We start from the raw sequence: 18,100 nt of genomic DNA, 5'->3' as shown, positions 1-18,100 counted from the left end.
ATTAAAAGCTAGTCTCAAACATCAAAACTGGAAAGAGGCGGTGGTCGGTTAGAATCTTTTTAGAAACACCTTCATAAAGGCGATTATTGAATTCTTCCGCCTCAATGCGCGCTCCATTCATTCCTCCGTAGTACCATCCCATTTCTAAACTAGCAGTAATCAGGCCGGCAGCCGGATAGCCATGCCGGAAGAATTGATAAGCGGCCGCTGTGAACAAGGCATTGATAATAAAAGAGGTCACGGCCGCTTTGCGCTGTCCCACATAATAATATCCAGCTCCCGGTAGAATCGCATTTAAGTATTTGGCCTTGGTGGGAGATTTGGCATATTGATAATAGAGATCTAAGTCCGGCTGCATGGTTTGAAAATCGCGGTGCCCGCAAACCTCGGCCTGCGCTTCCTCAATTTGGCCTTTTTTAAGGTGCCAGAAAAGGGATAGATCCATTGCCGTTTCGGGTGAGCATTTGTTAATCACTTCCCATATGCACTCCGCTTTTTCCTCTTGCTGCGTTTGCTGGTAGCATTCGTAAAGAATGAGCAGCAAATTGTTAAAAGCAGGGAAAAGGGGATTGACTTGAATCAGATCGCTTGCTTCAAAAATGTTGATGGCTTCTTGATACTTATGTCCCAAGTAGTAGCAGAGGATCATGTCATAGTCCAGCTGCAAACGCCTTTCTATCGCTTGATCAGGAATAAGGATAAGCGCTCTTTTATAGCAAGTAATGGCACGGTAAAAATCCCATTCGCGGGCAAATGCATCTCCCATGAGCAGCTCTCGGGCCCATTCTTGCTGTTTTTCTTCTTCGGATAAAGGAGAAAAAGCAGAGGGCAGCTCGCTGATGCGTTGGGGAGGAGGGGTGTAGATAATTACCGGATCCATTTTGCTTTGAACGGGCTGGCAGCTTGTTCCTGCAAAAGCCAGCCCACCGATCAAGAGCACATGAATGAAGCGCTTGCCAAGATCCAATTTCAAGGTCATTTTATTCTACAGCCAATTTCATCGGGATCTGTTGGTCTAATGCTCATGAAATCTAGAGCTTCATCGATTTCATAGTTCCAGCTTCTTCTAAACTTGCACTTTTCTTGGAATACGTCCTGCTGGCGTTTGGTTAGGTTTTCTAGATCTTCTTCTGTATCAACAATTAGAGGACGGATGAAGATCATCAAATTGCGCTTGCTATCCGCATTTCCTTTCTGCTTGGAAACGCCGCCAATCAAGGGAATCCCTCCCAGGCAAGGAATCTGGTTAAGGGTTCTCGATTCTGTACCCGAGATCATTCCGCTCAAAATGACAAAGAAGCCATTTGGAACGTGAATTCTCGTTGTAGTTCGCGTTTTGGAAAGGACGGGAACGAGGTTGACATCTGTCGCAGCGGCGTTGGCTGAGGTGGCATTGGCAGCTCCGCTGTCATTGGTCACTTCCTCGATAATGTCAAGCGTAATGATATCGTTATTTCCAATTAAAGGCGTGACGCGTAGCGTCGTTCCCACGTCGATGAATTGGAAGTTGTTTGTAATAACTGTTCCCAGATCATTTGCAATGGACTGCGTCTTATAGCGGTCGGTCGAACCCACAAATACTTCGGCTGTATTGTTGTCCTCAGTCACAATTTTAGGGTTCATGATAATATTGACTTTTGTATCCGTATGCAAGGCATGGACCAAAGCGCCGATAGTATTAAAATGCAAACCATTGTGAGTCAGATGGCGGCCGATGACGCCCAAAGTGAATCCTTGGGCCCCGAATAATCCAGTCGATGTTGGCCCCGTGAAGGTTTGGGCGGTATTAGTCGCCGTAGTCGCTGCCGCTCCTGCATTTGTTCCTGAATCCAGGTTGCTTGCCAGAGTTGTGTTTCCGCTGACAAAAGCCTCGCCACCCGCTGTATTGCCTCCTCCGAAACGCTGTCCCCAGTCAACGCTATAGGTTAAAGAGTCTTGAATAGACGTATCCAAGATTAGCATTTCGATGAACACTTGCCTGAGAGGCGTGTCAATTTCCAAGATCAATTCTTTGATCCTTTCAAGTGCGCTCACCGTTCCAGTAAAAATTAAGGAATTGGAGGCTTCAAGCCATTGGCTGCTAAGAATGGCTGCTACAAGATCGGCGTTGGCCGTTCCGCTTGCCGCCAAACTGTCAGCAATGCGCCTCAAGGCGATTTCAATTTGGTCTCCACGGCGATACTTTAGTTTATATAGGAAGAACAGCGTACGCTCAATGTGCCCGGCAGGCAGTTCCTGATTCCAACGCGGAGCGACGGAAATTCCGCCTGGTATGAACTCGCGGCCCTCTTCGAACATGGCGCTCGGCGGGGCTTGGCGGCCTTCTACTCCAATTCCTCCAGGGCCTAAGGGAAGGCTAGGAGGAAGACTCGGATTGTAAGTGGGCGAGCCTGGTATGTTAAGAGTGCCGGGAGCTTGAGTCGTCGGACCTATCGGATAACTGCTGGGAAGGGCCGGATTGTAAGTTGGGGTGCCAGGAACATTAATTCCGCCTGCTCCTCCTGGAACATTAGGAATTCCTATCATTCCGGCTCCTCCCGGCCCACCGGGCACACCTCCTGCTCCAGGGCCGCCTGGACCACCCAGTCCACCCAGTCCACCCGGCCCTACGCCAGGACCTGCTCCGCCTGGACCCGCTCCTGGTCCTCCCGCTCCTCCGGCGCCTCCGCCCAAAGTTCCGGGAGCCATAGCGCCTCCAGGACCTGCCTCTTGTTGTAATCTCAGCTTTTCTAAGCTTAAAATTTTTGTCCGCCCTTCATTGATATCGAGATTTTCCAAAATCGCAAGCGCTTTTTCTACGATGAAAGGGTTGGAAACAATATAAATGCTATTGGTTGCTGAATGCGGCACAAGCACAAAGGGATTGCCTTGCGCAATAGGTTGCAAAATTTTGGCAGCCAGATCGACTAACGAGGTGACAAAGGCATTGCGTACCACATATTGGCCTACCGTCACTCCGCTATTAGGCGCATCCAGACTGGCGATGAGCTGAGCAATCTTATTAACGTTGACCGCAATATCGGTAATGATAAGGTTATTGGAATCCCTTAAAATTTCTACTAAGGCATCGTCTGAAAGCAAAGGCTTGATAATTTCACTTGCCTTCCCGGGATCCAGCGTATTGAGCCTGAAAACGCGAGTAACAAGTTCTGAATCTCTCGGAGAAGAAGGCTCTGTGCCATCGACAACAATACGAGCAGGTGCTCGAATGCGAGGATTGCGGTGAATGATAATGTTATTGCCTTGCTCAATGATTAATAAATCGCGAATCCTCAATTCTTGCAAAAGAGCTGCCATCAAATTATCTATCGAAGTGGGCTCTTCGGAAATAATCGTTACATTAAATTGCAGGTCCTCTTCATCAAAAATAAAATTCCGGTTTGAAATGCGGCTGATGAAACGGATATATTCAATCATAGCCACATTATTAAAATTAATCGTTGGTCCTTGCGGAGAAGCTGCGTCTGCAGGATGGGGATCCGGATCGGTTGGGGTAACAATTGTTGGCCGGGCTGCAGCGCGAGCCGGGTGGGCAGGAGCTGGAATCGGGGCCCGCGGGGGTAAAAGAGGGGCTTCCGGAAGGGCTGTTTGGGCGACAACCGAATCACTTTTCTGTTCTTCCTCTTTTTCTATCGCTAATGAAAGGGATTGTTTATCTAAAGCCTTGGAAGCAACTGTTGAACCGGAGGATTGCTTAGGCTCTAAAATAGTCTTATCAGAAAGAGGGACTTGCTTTAAAGAACCCTTATCGACAACTGTTTCAGCAATAATGGATTTAGAGGAAGAGCTAGGGATCGGGTCGACTAAGCCTACTTCAGGCGCTGTAATGGTTTTCTTCCCCACTATATTCAACGCTTTATCACCGGACGGAAGGGGCACTTTGTCGGTTGAAGGAGCAGGGGATTTTTTGATAATTTTAATATTCCCTTTTCCCTGATTTAAATTTAATTTCTTTTCTTCTGTTTTGAGGTCTTCCGCACTCTTCTGATCGTCTTTAAGTTCGGAAGCGGATTTAATTTGGGCCTCTTCGCCTGCTTTGCCTGTCAATTTCGTATCTAAAGAATTTGCTTCGGAAGACTTTACCTCGCTTTGAGAAGCAGGATGAGTAAAATCAGTTGTGACGGGAACAGGGGTAATCCATTTTTTTTGCTGCTCAACAGGCGGTTCCGTCTGAGTTGTATTCCAATCAAAGCGCTTTTCTTCAAATGGATAAGATTGCCCTTGGCTGGATATATCCGAGCTGGATGGATGGCTATTTAATTGATTTGAAGGGCTTTGAAGGGGGATAGCAGGCTCTTGTTCTGAAACCTTATCCCTAGCAGGCTCTGGCAAAGAGCGCTCGTCTTGGAACATCTCTCTCTTTAGGGATGTTTCATTCAATGACAGATTCTCATTGTTTTGATAAAAGGGCGTTTCAATTTGAGGAATGGGTGTCTCATAAGAAGAATTTTCTTCTTGGCTGGAGTAAAAAGAGCTTTGATTCTCTACAGACGAATTTGGTGTTGAATAGAGAGGCTCTAAATGCGTATCCCTTTGAGACGAATAAGACGAATAGCCTTGGTAATAAGAGCTCGTCTGCAGGCTTCCATTGTCGTTGTTCAAATAAGAGGATTCCGCTCTTTCTTGAGTAGCAGGCGCTTGATTATTTGACCCGTCTTGCCAAGAAATAAAAGGAGAATCTTGAGAGAGGAGGCTTGGTTGCGAAAAATTCTGTTCGGAATAATAAAGAGAATTTTCTTGGTTGCTATAAGAAGGCTCTTGACTCCAATCCGAGTAGTAGTCTTCTTGAGAAGAAGGAGTTGGGCTTGAATAGGAAGAATTTTCTCTATAGGAATACGGAGAGGAATCTCCTTGATAATAGAATCCTCTTTGCAGGCTCTCGCTGCCGCTGTTTGGATAAGAAGGAGCAAATGAGGAATTCTGAGAAGAATAAGAGGCTTGATCAAAGGAAGAAGAACCGTAAGGATTGTATTCTTCATGTGACGTATCGTAAAATTCTGGTTGGTAAGAATAGGAGTTCAAATTCTGTTCGAATTCTGTTGCAGACCAATTGTCCTCAATTGACCTTGGAAATTGTTCTTCGGAAGACGCATCAAAAGCACTAAGACTTTCCACGGAGCGACAGGCCATTGATAGCAGCCAGCATTTAAGGAGAAACTGAGGAGAGAGTGTAATTTTTTTCATGAGTTTTCAATTTTCTTGCGCATTTTTGAAAGAAAGGCCATTTCCTTTTTCTAAGGATAGAGTCTTGTTTTATTCCAAACCTGGACTTTTATTTCCACAAAAAATGCATGTCTATCAATTACAAAAAAGAAACTTGTTTTTTTAGTGGAGCTGTCTAAGCTTGTTACGGTAATAAATATCCCGAAGCGAATGATTATTAATCTTTACGCAGGAGACTTAATAAGATAATAGAGCGTTCGTCTGCTATTCTGCTAAGTTTAATTTTTGCTTTACGCAAGATGGCATCTACTTGCTTCTGGGGAGCGTTGGAAGAGGTTTCTTCTAAACTGCCTCTCAACTGCTCTTCAGAAATTAAAGGGTCCGGTGAATCCGAAGCCTTTGAGCTTAAAGAAGCATAAAAAAGGAGGGTATCGCCTATTTGCCAAGGTTGCTGAACTTCAGTAAATTTGATGTGGCCTTCAATTCCTAGTGATTTGTTATGGGAAAGAATGGGTTGAATCGTTTGGCTATTTGCCGAAATATGCCAGAGATGGCCACATTCGCAGGAGATAAAGCGGAAAATATTTTCTTTTGGCAATAGAATTAAATAGCTAAAGGCAAAATGCTGTTTCATTGGGTCATTGAGAAGCAATGCGTTTAGAATAGCCGCCATTTCTTCCGGTTTTTGTGTCAATTGGCAAAGGGCGCGTACCATTCCTCTTAGAACTGATGCATAGACAATTCCTGGAGCGCCTTTAATAGAGGGTTCTCCTATGATAATCCCATACGCTTGCTGGGGCAAGGCAAAGAAATCATAATAAAGGCTCGATGTTCCCAAGCTTTTATAGGAAGCCAGCCCAATTTCCATTTTAGGCCAATGAGGGGGATTTTGAGGAACTAAAGAATGTTGGGCATGGCGCAGGCTTTCCGATAGATCGCTTAAAGGATCTAATTCTTTGTTTTCCTTTAAAAGAGCGGGAGAGTGTAAATAGGCGGATACATCTGTCATAAAATCAACAATGTCTTGATAGCGATCTTCCGGACGCTGCTGCAAGGTCTTGACTAAGATTTTTTGCAATCCCTTTGGCATAATGGATAAATGAATCTGGCCATGGCTTAGCTTGCCAAGGACAAGCTCATAGGTAATGATCCCTAAAGAATAGATATCGGATGGATAAGAAGTAGACTCGGGATTATTCCTTTGCTCAGGACTCATGTAGATGGGGGTTCCGATCAAACGCCGCTGAGATTGAGGATCCGTATGGTTGTCCGTCAGAAGTTGGGCAATGCCGAAGTCGATCACCTTTATTCCGCCGGTTTCTGTGACTAAAATATTTTCGGGTTTTAAATCCCGATGAATGACGCCATGCGCATGGAGATGGCATAAAGCCATTGAAATTTCCATTACTAATTCCAACGCATGCTTGAGGGAAATTAAATTGCGCAATAAATATTGCCGAAGAGAAATACCTTGGATGAATTCCATGGCGATATATAAGCCGCCTTCCCATTCCCCTTGGCCGTATAGCTTGACGATATTGGGATGATCGGCCAAAGCAATAATCTCCGCTTCTCTTAAAAAGCGCTGAACCATTTCCGGATTTGAAACAAATTCAGGAAAAAGGACCTTGATCGTAATGGGATCTTTGGTTTCCGGATGAGTGGCTAAATATAAAAGGCTCATTCCGCCTTTTTCTAGGAGAGCTTCAACTTTATAAGGCCCTATTTTTTCTGGAATTTTATTGGTTGAAAAAGATTGTTCATTAGCTGTTGGAAGGGTTTTTTGTTTAGAAAAGTCTGATTCAACCATAAATTTGAAATCACCGAAGTTGTCAATGGGACCTCGTTTAAAGCTTCAAGAAGCTGTCCTAAAAACCGCTAAGATCCCTTAAAATTTTCTTAGGGGATTTCTTAAAACTGCTAATGGCCTATTTAAGTTTTAAGAAATCCTCTTAGAGGGCTATTAAACCCATCATCCCTATATTTGAGGCTATTTTTCTTTCTAGGAGAAAAGAAGCGGTTTTAATACTCTCTATTAGATACCGGCAGGAATTAATGCCCAATCTCTAGGATTCTTACCCCTAATGATTCGCCGACCCGGATCAGCTCGCCCTTGCCTACGACTTTTCCATTGATGGTCAAATCGACCCCATCTTCAGGATGGATATCTAATTCAAGTAAATTGCCAGGCTCTAGCTGGAGCAATTTCTCCATTGTCATTTGAATGCGGCCAACTTCTACGGTTAGAGAAACCGGGATTTGTCCTGGAGTAAGAGGACCTTCAGATTTGGATTTAGAAGGAGCCGGATGCTCTTGGTCTTTGGTTGGGGCAGGTTCAGAAGCTCTCTCTTCTTCATCTAAGAGCTCTTCCTCTTCTCCTTCTGCGAAAGACTCGTCTTCCTCTTCTAAATCTAAATCCTCTTCATCTTCTGTCAAGTCCAGATCGCTTAAATCATCTTCATCTTCGTCTTCATCTGGATTTTTAGCCATAGGAGTATTTACCTCGTGGTATAAAGGGAGTTCAAGAATCTTGATATTACCATCTTTAAGTTTTCCTCGGAATGCCAGTCTTCCATTAATAGTTAGCATGACGCGGCCTGTAAAGAAGTCCTGAGGATTTAAGGAGCAGTGATCTAAAAGAACAAAATCGCCTAAGGAAACGGCTTTCCAATCTTGCAAGCTGAAGGATGTCTTGCCCGCTTCTATATGAAGGATGACTTCTATGCTTTGCGCCATTTTTTGGCTTAATTCCGATGTTCCCTTTTGCGCATAATACTCAACCCAAGAGCGTCTTAAATCGGGAGAAATGATCAGCCGTCCCCAAATCGTTTGTTCTTGAAAACTTAAGGAAATATCTAAGCAAAGCGAATCTTCTGCAGGCAAAGTGCTTTCCTTCATTAAAACAGGAGCAATTGTTTTATCGAATGCTAATTGGCTCATGTGATAAAGCGTTTCTAAGGCCAAAAAACGATAAAAGCTCTCGCTCAAAGCACGATCTTGAAAACTAATGGGATGGGATTCCTTGGTCAATAACCATGTTTCTAAGACAGCCATTTCTTGCTCCGGCATGACCCAGCACACCGTTCCTCTTAAAGACGGGATGGCGAATGTTAAAGGGAATGGAGCATCCCCCAATCCCTCATACAGTTGCTCTTTAGAGCGCCACATGAGTTCCTTGGGCTGAATGGAGAATCCTTCCCTCTCAAAGGCTTGTCCAATGCGGGCTGATAAATCTTCCCAGGGAAAGGGCGGCGCGGCCCCTGTCAAGGGAATGTCGTCCAAGGCCTTTAATTCGGGTTTAATTTCGCGGAGCCAGTCGTAAGATAAAGGAGGTGTAGCCATCTTAATCTAATTGGTTGGTAAGTCGATTATCTAAATTTATACTTTATTAAATGGAATGTGAGTTTGGCTCTTTCTAAAATTTTAGCTATTCTGCCTGTTTAGAGGATGTATTAAAACCGCTAATGGCCTTGATTCGAATTCTTTTTCTTCTAGGGACAAAATAATCTCGAATATGGGTTTTATCATGGGTTTTACTATATCTTCTTACAAGCGGTAAATAAACTCAAATTCCGAATAAAAGTGATAAGGCAGTCATTTGCCTTTTCGCTTTTTCCTTAAGGAATCTATTAAATATGTACAATAAAAAGACTTTTGCCAAAAGGGAATAATATTCATGGAGTAGAATGAAAATCAATTCATTCATCTATATCCAATGAATAGGATTGGCAAAAAGAACCGATTTCATTCCAAGCCTGGACATGCCGCTAATTAGCCCCATAGGCTCAGACTCGATATTAACGGGAGGTTGGAGTTTTTTTGTCCTTTCGACTGCTTCAAAGCCTCAGAGGTGAACAAATGGCAAGGCGATCCCTATTAAAAAATAGGCACCGCCTTGCCATTCGTTCACCTGCAAGAGCTTTCATGTTAGTTGAAAGGGCAAAAAACTCCAAACTCCAGTTATTAGGTACTTTCTTCTTCAAAATCTTGCTGATTCTGCCTTTGCTGCTCCCGCTGCTCGCGTTCATTACCGCGTCCAAAATATTGTTCGGCTTCGATATTCATCGGCGCTTCTGCCAAAGTGGTGGTGGTAATGCCCAATACATTGATTCCCTTGCGCTCTAAGGCATCAGTCAGAGAATTCTCGGCTAGTCTTTGATCCAAGAATCGTTTAGCTGATTCCGTTAAATTGGCAAAGGCAATATTAAATTCCCGATTGGCTCCATCGAGAGTTGACAAGGTGACTGTCGCACCGGCCAGCAAAGGGGGATAGCGTAAGGTGACAACCGTATCTGTTTTACCTTCTGTCCGCACAGTATGGATGCGTTCAACGATCTGGGCAATAATGTCCCGTACAGTAGAATGAGCCACTTGCTCGTCTTTTAAATCAATTTTATTGGAATCAAAGGTAATAGGCTGATGGGCGTTATTGGGATTAATGGCCGATAGGTCCGCATTCTCTTGAGAGAATCGAGTAGAGCGCGCCGAGGTCATCTTGCCTTTTTCTTTTTTGGAGGCTAAAGTCGTAGAATCTGTGTCTAAGAGTACATCGGAGTGTACTTTTTTTCCTTGCGTGACGACTGATTCTTGGATTATTTCTCCTTGCAAGCGCGCGCCTTTAACAGAGGATTGAGATAAGGCTTCTTTTTTTTGAGAAGCTAAAAGAGTGGCATCTGTCTCTAAAGGCAAGGCATCCAAACGGGATTTCTTTGCTTGCATAGCTGCCGCTTCTTCTGAAAAGGGAGTTTTTTCAATAGGTTCTTGATCGCCCGTAAAAGGCGTGGATTTTAAAGAATTATCAGCTAGAAGGTCGCTTTTCGCTCCCTCTTCATCAGCAGAGAAAATAGGATGATCCTCTTCCGTGACCCCGAAATCGGCAAAAGAAGAATCTGTATCTTGTAGGCTTTCTTTTAACTCTTGTAAGCTTTGACTTTCAGGAAGAGAGGTATATTTTGGCATACCGGTTTTGCCTAATGGCTTTTTAGGCGTTGTTTTAGCCAAATCGAAGAGCGAAGGAGAGGGTGCTGGCTTTTCTCCGTTTTCTTCTATTTCTTCTTCGTCTTCTCTAGCGACGCTGTCGCCAGTTTTGTTGACCATCTGATCAAATTTTTTATTTGATCGAGGGGAACCATCCGGTTTCAGTCGGCTAAATTTATTTGTTTCTCCCGTCGAAGTATTAGGCTTAATAGGAGAAAGATTATTATTTGCTGTCATATTATCGTTATTCCTATAAAAGAATCATATAGATTAAAACTAAAAACTAAAGTAATGGCAGATTTAGCGGTTTCTATGATGATTGGATACATAAATAATAGATCCCAATTCATCTTGCTCGCGCCCCTCAATAATTTCCAATTCCTTACGCATTTCTTTTTCCCAGTCTTTTTTGTGGTTTAACAGTTTATCCACTTCTTGTCTTTTAATGCGCAAGTCTTCTTTAGCTTTATCTAAGTTCTTTTGGGCTAAATCCACTTGCTCTTGTTGATCCTTAACTTTTTTTTCCTCTACCTTTAATTTTTCATCTACAACTTTAATGTAAACTTTCATTTGTTGAATTTTAGGGCTAGTTGTTCCTTGATCAATAGTATCTCTAAGCTGTTTGAGTTTATCTTGATAATGTTTTTTTACTTTATCTCTCTCCGCTTCTCTTTCCGCAAGTTTTTGCTTTTCTCCTTCCAGAATTTGTTGCTTTTCCCTGACGACTTTTTCCGCTTCATCTACTCGCCTTTGCTTGACATCGATGACTTGCTTTAAAGGATAAACAACGTTATTCATGGGAATGCCTTAGTCAAAGTTATCTAAAAAGGGATTTTAAAAGCTGCACGGTCTCTTGAAAAGAACATTTTTCATCAACCCCTTGCTTCAAGAATTTTAATACTTTTTCGATGTGGTCAATGGCAAAATCGCCTGCTTTATCGGCTCCTCTTTTATATTCTCCAATTTTGATCAATAATTCATTCTTCTTGTAATTGGCTAAAACTTCTTTTAGTTTACCGACCAATTGCAAGTGCTCTTTAGGGACAATTGAAGTCATAACCCTGCTGGCAGAAGAAAGGACATCGATAGCCGGATAGTGATATTGACGAGCCAGCTCGCTGGAAAGAATAAGGTGTCCATCCAAAATGGAACGAACTTCATCGGCAACGGGCTCATTCATGTCATCGCCTGCAACGAGGACAGTATAAAAGGCCGTAATATTGCCCTTATCCGAATTGCCCGTCCTTTCTAACAGCTTGGGCAGAGTTGAGAATACGGAAGGCGTATATCCGGCACGGGCAGGGGGCTCGCCCGCTGCTAGTCCAACTTCCCGCAAGGCCCGCGCAAAGCGCGTAACAGAATCCATCATCAAAATGACTGATTTACCTTGATCGCGGAAATATTCGGCAATAGCCGTTCCGACATAAGCAGCGTTCAAACGCAGTTGAGAAGCTTGGTCAGAGGTGGAAACGATCAACACGGAGCGTTTAAGCCCTTCAGGCCCTAAATCTTTTTCAATGAATTCACGCAATTCGCGACCGCGTTCCCCAATTAGGCTAATTACATTGACGTCAGCTACCGCATTGCGGGCAATCATGCCAAGCAGGGTAGACTTACCGCCGCCGGCTGCCGCAAAAATGCCTACACGCTGTCCAAGCCCTGTTGTCAATACGCCATCGATTGCCCGTACTCCCACTGAAATGGGTTTATTGATGGGCATGCGCTTGACCGGATCGGGAGGGGCTTGAATGACGGGATATGTTTCGTCAAGAATTAAGGGGCCCTTTGTTTGCTCGTCTAAGGGCTCTCCCAATCCATTTAAGATTCTTCCCAGCAGCTGAGGGCCTACCTTGATGTGAAGGGGAAGATGAGTGGGGATAACCTCGGAGGATGGGCCGATTCCTGTCATTTCTCCCAAAGGAGAAAGCAGGACCTCGTCTTTAGTAAAGCCAACAACTTCGGCCCGGAGCGGATCGCCCGCTCTCTTGATAAGGCAGATTTCGCCGATCTTGACTTGAGGGACGACAGCTTTAATCAGCATCCCTACAATTTCTGTAATCCGTCCATTAATTGTTGTAAGCTGGAGCTCTTCAAGGTCGCCTAGGAGTTTGTCAATTTCATCATTAAACATGTAGAATCCTTGGTTGGAGAACAAATAGCGAAAATAAGGATAAAAGACGCTTCCGTCAAGTTTATCCTTATTGAGAAATGAAGGCCAGTCGACGCTTTAGTTAGACCTGAACGTTCATGATCGTTTTGGTAGATTCTAAAGCTTTATTCAGCAAACTTGTAAATAATTCAATTTGTTGTTGAACATAACCCACTTTAATTTGAAGAGCGAGCATGCTTGCTGGAGTCATTTGAAATTTATTCAAATTTAAATTGTCAACCATATCACTCAAATGCTCTAGTTGATACTGACTATGAGTCAAGTAACCAATAAAGCGTTCGACGGGATTTTGGCTGTTTATTCCAGCTACCTGGCTAGGCGAAGGAGGGGTGTATTCAACACCTGCTTTGGATAAAGCGATCTTTAAATTGTCATCAATGTGAGTCAAACGATTGCGTAAAAGCGTTTGATAGGACGTTTTGATATCCCCGCTTTGCACATTGCCTAATTGCGTCTTTACCGAGTCAATTTGAGCAATAACAGCCTGCGCTTGAGTTTTTAGCTCTTCGGGACTAAGCCTGGAAACTTTGGAAACTTGACTATTTAGTTTCTTGACTTCTTCCATTAAAGAAGCCGGCGTTTTCTCTTTTTGCCCACTTGCTGCAATGCCCTCTACTTCGTCATCCTCGGAATGACGCTTTTTTTGGCTGTCTTGGTCTGTAGCTGAGCCATTGCCTTGAACGCTGACGTTATTTTCCGCAAAAATTGGATTATTTTCTAATTGTTGAACACCCTCAGGAGCAATAGTTGTTCCATTGAGTTTTTGAAAAGTTGACTGACCAGGATATGAAGAGTCCATAAGCGCTTGAAAATGTTCTTTATTAGGAGCAACACGCTCAAGCTGCTCTTGGGGAGGCGTAATCGGCTGCTTATTCAGCGCTGCGCTCACCTTTTTAACTGCTTCAATTTTACCTTCTAATGCCATGACAGACTTTCCTTATTTTAAGGATCTTGAAAAGATAACCAATGACCCAGGGATACACGTGTTTTTTTCCCTCCATACTAAAAGCATCAAGAGAATCCAACTGATATCCCAGGGCCAAATTGCCAGGGTTAAACAAACGTTTAACCAGCAGGCGATTATCCTTTAACGTTACGAGCCATTGATGAAATTGCTGAGTTAGATGCACTTACAACAGCCGTTGACATTTCTGATAACTGAGAAAGGTGGTTCATCAGCATTTGCATATCAAACATATCAGCAATACTGATCGAACTACGTCTGGCTTTTAAGATTTCCAACTTTCTTTTCGCACTGACAGTTGCATCGTTGACAATGCTAATCAGAAAGTCGACTTTAAAGCCTTGTTCTACATAGTTACCCTGAAATTGTGTATTAGGTCCACCACCTGTAGTGTTTTGTCCGGCGGGCGTGCCCATGATTTCCTCCTACTTTTGTTCTTATTAATTTAAGATAATAAGCTCAGTAGGGAATTCAGATTTTGGAAATTACACTTCCTGAAGCCTGAAGGAGAAACCCCAGTAGCTTCGCTTCTGAAACGCTACAACACTTAAAAAATCTTTCGGACTCAGAAAACTCTGAAAGCCCTTAATTTTATAACTTTTAATTTATTTAGTCACACTTTTTAGGACGACAGATTGAACCTGTTTATCTAAGCCCTATAAGCATGAACGGTTGATCTCTAAAATCCCTTTTACCCTTATTTTTATTATAGCAGTTATTATTAATTAAATCAAGTTATGGGTGAATTTATTAAATAAATTTTATTAATTTATTCTGCTTTAAATAGATGTGATTTACTTTTTTTAAGTTTAAATGTAGTTTAGTTTATTTTTGTTGTTTTTCTGTTAAAATCTATTTAAAAGATATTAAATATCTACTTGATAAAGCTTATGGGTTTCGAAGATTTTTTCATCCTTGACAATAAATTCGAGATCAGAAAGGCCGGAAGAATCCGCTTCTTGCCCTTTTAAGATGCTCAGAAAACGGGCTTTATTGGCTTTATGTTCAAGTGTTCCGCCTGTAGGAGGATGGAAAAGGCTTTCATATACGCCAGGACGTCTCGTCCATTTCAGTCCATGTTCCACTACTCTGACGAGCAAATCGTCATCTTCAATGCCATATCCCCAATAATGATTGGAATAGCCATTAATTGTTATAAAGTCCTTCTTATTGAACAGGACGACTCCGCCAAAGTAATTAGAATAGGCAAGGCCTTTGCCCTTCCATTGCCTAAATTGACTTACGTCCGCCGCTAAATGGGTGGGAATGGAGGGATAGGAATAATCGGCGTAGGTGGGTAGCATATCCACATCATGAAAACAAAAATAATCGAATTGATCTTTAAGAAGGGAAAACCCCACATTCAGCAATTTGCCGCGGTTAAAAGATTTCTCATTTTTTTGTTCGATAACAAAAATGGCATATTCGATTTGAGGGCAAAGAGTTTTCAATCTTGGAGGAAAGATTTGCAAAAATGTTTGCAAATGCTCTTCGCGGTCTCGGTAAGGAATAATAAGAGCCATTTTTTTCATATTACGCAAAAGGAATGAGAAGCCGGCTTTCAAGCCAAATTTTTAAGTTAGAGGAAAAAAAACGCTCGGTCTTAATATTATGCAATATTTATTAATCTTCACTTTCAGACGGCTGGGTCTGCTGAGCAAAGAAGGGAGCTTTGTTCTTTTTGGAGAGATCTTTCTCTGCCCATTCAAGAGAGATGGCTCCTAGATTTTTAATCGTAGGATCGGTTGTTTTTTCCATGGCCTCTTGAATAATTTTCTCTCCTTTTTTGTGTTTGCCTTTTGTCAATAAGAAACACATGCCGAGGAATGTTTGGGCTAAGTGGTTTTCGGGTTCAACTTGAACCACCGACTCAAAAATGCGAGTGGCCTCTTTGATTTCCAGTTTATTCAAGGCAATATAGCCCAGACCAATTTGTGGGGCAGTATTGTTAGGGCTTAATGCTTGTGCAGCGTGAAAAATGCGCGTCGCGCTTGTTTCATCAAGTTGTTTAACTGCTACAAATCCTGCCTCGATAAGTAAAGAAAAATCTTCCTTAAAATTTTGTATTGTTTCTTGATCCATAAAAACAGTCCTTTTTTCGTATTACAACAAGATGAATCTCTTTTATATTTCATCCTTTCTAGAGAAAAGAAAATAAGCCTGCAAGAGATTATTTTTTAGAACTAAAACGGGACATTACTTTAAGTAAAGACGTATAGCCATGAAGAAGCATGCCCAATCGGTCAAACTCTTCTTGGTTTTCTCCCGAGCGTAGGTATTTCTTAACCTCTTGAATGCGATTTTCAATTTTTTCTCTTAGTTTTTTATGCTCTTCAGGATTAACAAGCATTTTTTCCAGATCGAAGACAAATTCTTCGATAGGCTTTTTTTTCTTTTGGCTTTCTAAACCGAACATTGTGACCTCACTTTAAAAGAGAAAATTTGATTTCTCCTTATTAATAATCGATACGGTATTTTGTTCCATCTTTTTCTAAGAAAACTGTATTGGGCTTAATTTGAGTAATTGTCATTCCGTCCAAGACATCTCCTGAAGATAAGATGCGTCCATTAATGACAACGGTATATTTATCCCCTAATCGAGATTGTCCCGTAATTTCATAGCGGTTGGAAATATTGATAATCCCCATTTCAGGCGCTTGAGTGCGGGCAAAGTTATTGACAATTCGGACGCCGGGAATACCTTTAATGCGCGTCATGATTTCGTTAAGCTCCGTGTTGCGGTCGGCTGGCACGTTGCCTGTCAAAGTCACTTCCCCATTAGACATTTTAGCTGTGATATTGCGCAAATTGGCATCTTGCAGCCAGACATTAATTTGGTTGACAACATCTTCTTCCACAACAATTTGCCTTTTCAAGAGATCCAGATAAGGGAAATTGACGCTGATATAATCGGATAGCTGTTCGGCCTGCTTGCGTGTTTCTAAATATCCCGATAAAACAAACTGGCCAGCTGCGGGAGAGTGAATGGTAATGCCTTTCCAAGCAGGATTGTTAGCTAAGATAGAATTAACCTCCTGCCAGACATACTCATCGATGACAATACCCGTATCGTCAATGAATTTAATAAATTTCAATCCTTGTAAATTATATAAAAGCTGATTCTTATCCGCAGCTGTAGAAACGTGTCCTAATAGCAATAGACCGCCTGTACTTTTATTGAAAGAATACCTAATCGCCGGGAATGGGTCGACTGCTTGTTGGATAAGTTGCGTCGCATTTTCTTGCGTATGTGTAATGATCGGTTCACTTTTAAAAAGCGAAAACGTTCCGATTCCTGCCAAAAGGAATAAGCCGGTAATGATAGAGAGCAGAATTAAAGGGCCAAAGTGGCGTTGGGCCGGTGCAGGCTCTGGAATAGCTGTAGGGGCATGAGTGGAAATCGGCTCCTGTTCACCTTGTGAAGCAGGTGGAACTTCCTCAACTTTTGGCGTCTCTTCTTGCTGCAGCACTTTGACAATAGAGGGCAAAAGAGGGGAAATGATCGTTTGCATTTCGCCTTCCCTGTCATAAACGACAAAAGAGGTCGTTCCCATGGTCACGATAACGCTTGGAGATAACGTTTGCTTGCCTTCTAGAGGAGTTCCGCTAATTAATACTCCATTTCGGCTTTTCAAATCTTCAATAGTCAAGGAATCTTCAGCTGTTACAGTGATTTTGGCATGTTGGCGGGAAACGCTTGTATCATGAAAAACAATATCGCAGCTATGAGGATCGGTACCCAGAATATAGCTATGGCCTGCTTGCATATAGAATTCAGCGCCATTATTAGGGCCTCCGATTACTTTAAGGAGCCAGCGTCCTGTTTCGACAATGCCAAAATTTATTTCCGCTAAAGGCAAAAAATTGGCATCGTCATCAAAAATGGTATCATGGTCTTTATCTTCTTCTCTCGCTTCTTGCTTTTCAACCTCTTGATCTTGTACATCTTGATCTTGTGTCTCCGGATGCTCTAGTTCGGAATTTTTGTCTCCATTAATAAGGGGAGAATTGGGCTCTGGGCCGCGTTCAATGGCAGGATCGGACTCTGTCGGATCTTCAATCATGGAAGGCAAGCTTTCGTCTAAGATATGGGCCGACGTATCGGTGTAATAGCGGAAAATTTCGTTTCCAATTTTGACCGTATCTCCTTGCTGAAGAAGGCGGGGTTGACTGCCGATTTCCTCTTCGTTGATTTGAATCGGGTTGGTTTGGCTTAAATTTTCAACTAAAATGCCTTCGTTTGTGCGACGTGCAACGAGATGCTTGCGCGAAGTAAGAGGATCTTGTATGACAAGTTGGCATTCCTCGGGATCGCGTCCGATTATCCAGCTGTCGCCATTATCCAAGGAGAGGATAAGCCCTTTAAGATCACCTTCTTCTGCCACTAGTCTTGCAACCATAATCTACCCATTAATTTAAAAAGCATAACAAATGAATTTTAACGGTGTTTCAATGCTTCTTTCCGCCAAAAATCTAACACGCTGATAAAGTCTTCCATCTTTTCCCGAAAGTCCTTATAAGAACTATTGTAATCCAGCTCTAGCGAAAGCGTCAATAAATTCCCTTCACCATTTAACCCTATTGCTGCGCCTCTTGTCCCTCGGCCAAATAGATTGGCCTCCATTGCTTTAAGCAAAAAAGCTTCGAGATTGTTTTTAGGGCAGGCTCCTATTACTCCTTTAAATAAATAACTTTGTGGGGACTGGATAAGATCCACTTCAATATTCTCATCAAAAGGAACCGTATAATGGCCTGGCTCAGGTGAAACAATCAGATCTTCCATTTCAAGTTCTTGGCCTAATTGGCGGACAAGCGCATCAAGCATA

Annotated in this window: 14 protein-coding genes; all 14 read right to left on the bottom strand. The window is 42.6% G+C overall.

Features of this window, described 5'->3' with window-relative positions:
* Position 1: 1 nt before the first annotated feature.
* The 14 genes from BN3769_RS02680 to BN3769_RS02615 all read right to left on the bottom strand — a co-directional run bounded on the left by BN3769_RS02680 (position 2) and on the right by BN3769_RS02615 (position 18,099).
* Positions 2-979, bottom strand: coding sequence for a tetratricopeptide repeat protein (locus tag BN3769_RS02680; RefSeq protein WP_068467277.1), 978 nt, complete (start codon positions 977-979; stop codon positions 2-4).
* On the bottom strand, positions 976-5,184 hold the full coding sequence (locus BN3769_RS02675) for a secretin N-terminal domain-containing protein (RefSeq protein WP_068467275.1): 4,209 nt from the start codon (positions 5,182-5,184) through the stop codon (positions 976-978). Before BN3769_RS02675 ends, BN3769_RS02680 begins: the two co-directional genes overlap by 4 nt.
* A 196-nt stretch (positions 5,185-5,380) precedes the next feature.
* Positions 5,381-6,973 (bottom strand): protein kinase domain-containing protein, encoded by a 1,593-nt coding sequence (locus BN3769_RS02670; protein ID WP_068467273.1) that lies wholly within the window; start codon positions 6,971-6,973, stop codon positions 5,381-5,383.
* Between the two features lie 242 nt (positions 6,974-7,215).
* Entirely contained in the window at positions 7,216-8,505 is a 1,290-nt protein-coding gene (gene sctQ / locus BN3769_RS02665) for a type III secretion system cytoplasmic ring protein SctQ (protein ID WP_068467271.1), read from the bottom strand.
* Between the two features lie 621 nt (positions 8,506-9,126).
* A complete protein-coding gene (locus BN3769_RS02660; RefSeq protein ID WP_068467269.1) occupies positions 9,127-10,377 on the bottom strand; it encodes a hypothetical protein in 1,251 nt (416 codons plus the stop codon).
* Between the two features lie 63 nt (positions 10,378-10,440).
* The gene (locus tag BN3769_RS02655) at positions 10,441-10,938 is read right to left on the bottom strand and encodes a YscO family type III secretion system apparatus protein (RefSeq protein WP_068467267.1); all 498 of its coding nucleotides are present in this window, start codon (positions 10,936-10,938) and stop codon (positions 10,441-10,443) included.
* Between the two features lie 19 nt (positions 10,939-10,957).
* A complete protein-coding gene (fliI, locus tag BN3769_RS02650) occupies positions 10,958-12,271 on the bottom strand; it encodes a flagellar protein export ATPase FliI (protein ID WP_068467265.1) in 1,314 nt (437 codons plus the stop codon).
* 100 nt (positions 12,272-12,371) lie between these two features.
* Entirely contained in the window at positions 12,372-13,235 is an 864-nt protein-coding gene (locus BN3769_RS02645) for a hypothetical protein (RefSeq protein WP_068467263.1), read from the bottom strand.
* A gap of 155 nt (positions 13,236-13,390) precedes the next feature.
* Complete coding sequence (locus tag BN3769_RS02640) at positions 13,391-13,690, bottom strand: DUF5407 domain-containing protein (RefSeq protein WP_068467261.1); 300 nt, start codon at positions 13,688-13,690, stop codon at positions 13,391-13,393.
* A 450-nt stretch (positions 13,691-14,140) separates the two neighbouring features.
* Positions 14,141-14,797 (bottom strand): galactosyltransferase-related protein, encoded by a 657-nt coding sequence (locus tag BN3769_RS02635; RefSeq protein ID WP_195155531.1) that lies wholly within the window; start codon positions 14,795-14,797, stop codon positions 14,141-14,143.
* A gap of 100 nt (positions 14,798-14,897) precedes the next feature.
* The gene (locus BN3769_RS02630; RefSeq protein ID WP_068467257.1) at positions 14,898-15,356 is read right to left on the bottom strand and encodes a CdsG family type III secretion system protein; all 459 of its coding nucleotides are present in this window, start codon (positions 15,354-15,356) and stop codon (positions 14,898-14,900) included.
* An 88-nt stretch (positions 15,357-15,444) separates the two neighbouring features.
* Complete coding sequence (locus BN3769_RS02625; protein WP_068467255.1) at positions 15,445-15,690, bottom strand: DUF5398 family protein; 246 nt, start codon at positions 15,688-15,690, stop codon at positions 15,445-15,447.
* A gap of 40 nt (positions 15,691-15,730) precedes the next feature.
* Positions 15,731-17,674, bottom strand: a complete 1,944-nt coding sequence (sctD, locus tag BN3769_RS02620; protein ID WP_068467253.1) for a type III secretion system inner membrane ring subunit SctD — start codon at positions 17,672-17,674, stop codon at positions 15,731-15,733.
* A gap of 38 nt (positions 17,675-17,712) precedes the next feature.
* Entirely contained in the window at positions 17,713-18,099 is a 387-nt protein-coding gene (locus BN3769_RS02615) for a type III secretion system chaperone (protein WP_068467252.1), read from the bottom strand.
* Position 18,100 lies beyond the last annotated feature (1 nt).

Source organism: Candidatus Protochlamydia phocaeensis (assembly GCF_001545115.1).
Classification (GTDB): domain Bacteria; phylum Chlamydiota; class Chlamydiia; order Chlamydiales; family Parachlamydiaceae; genus Protochlamydia_A; species Protochlamydia_A phocaeensis.
Note: the sequence above shows the minus strand (reverse complement) of the source record. Positions and strands in the feature narration are given on the sequence as shown.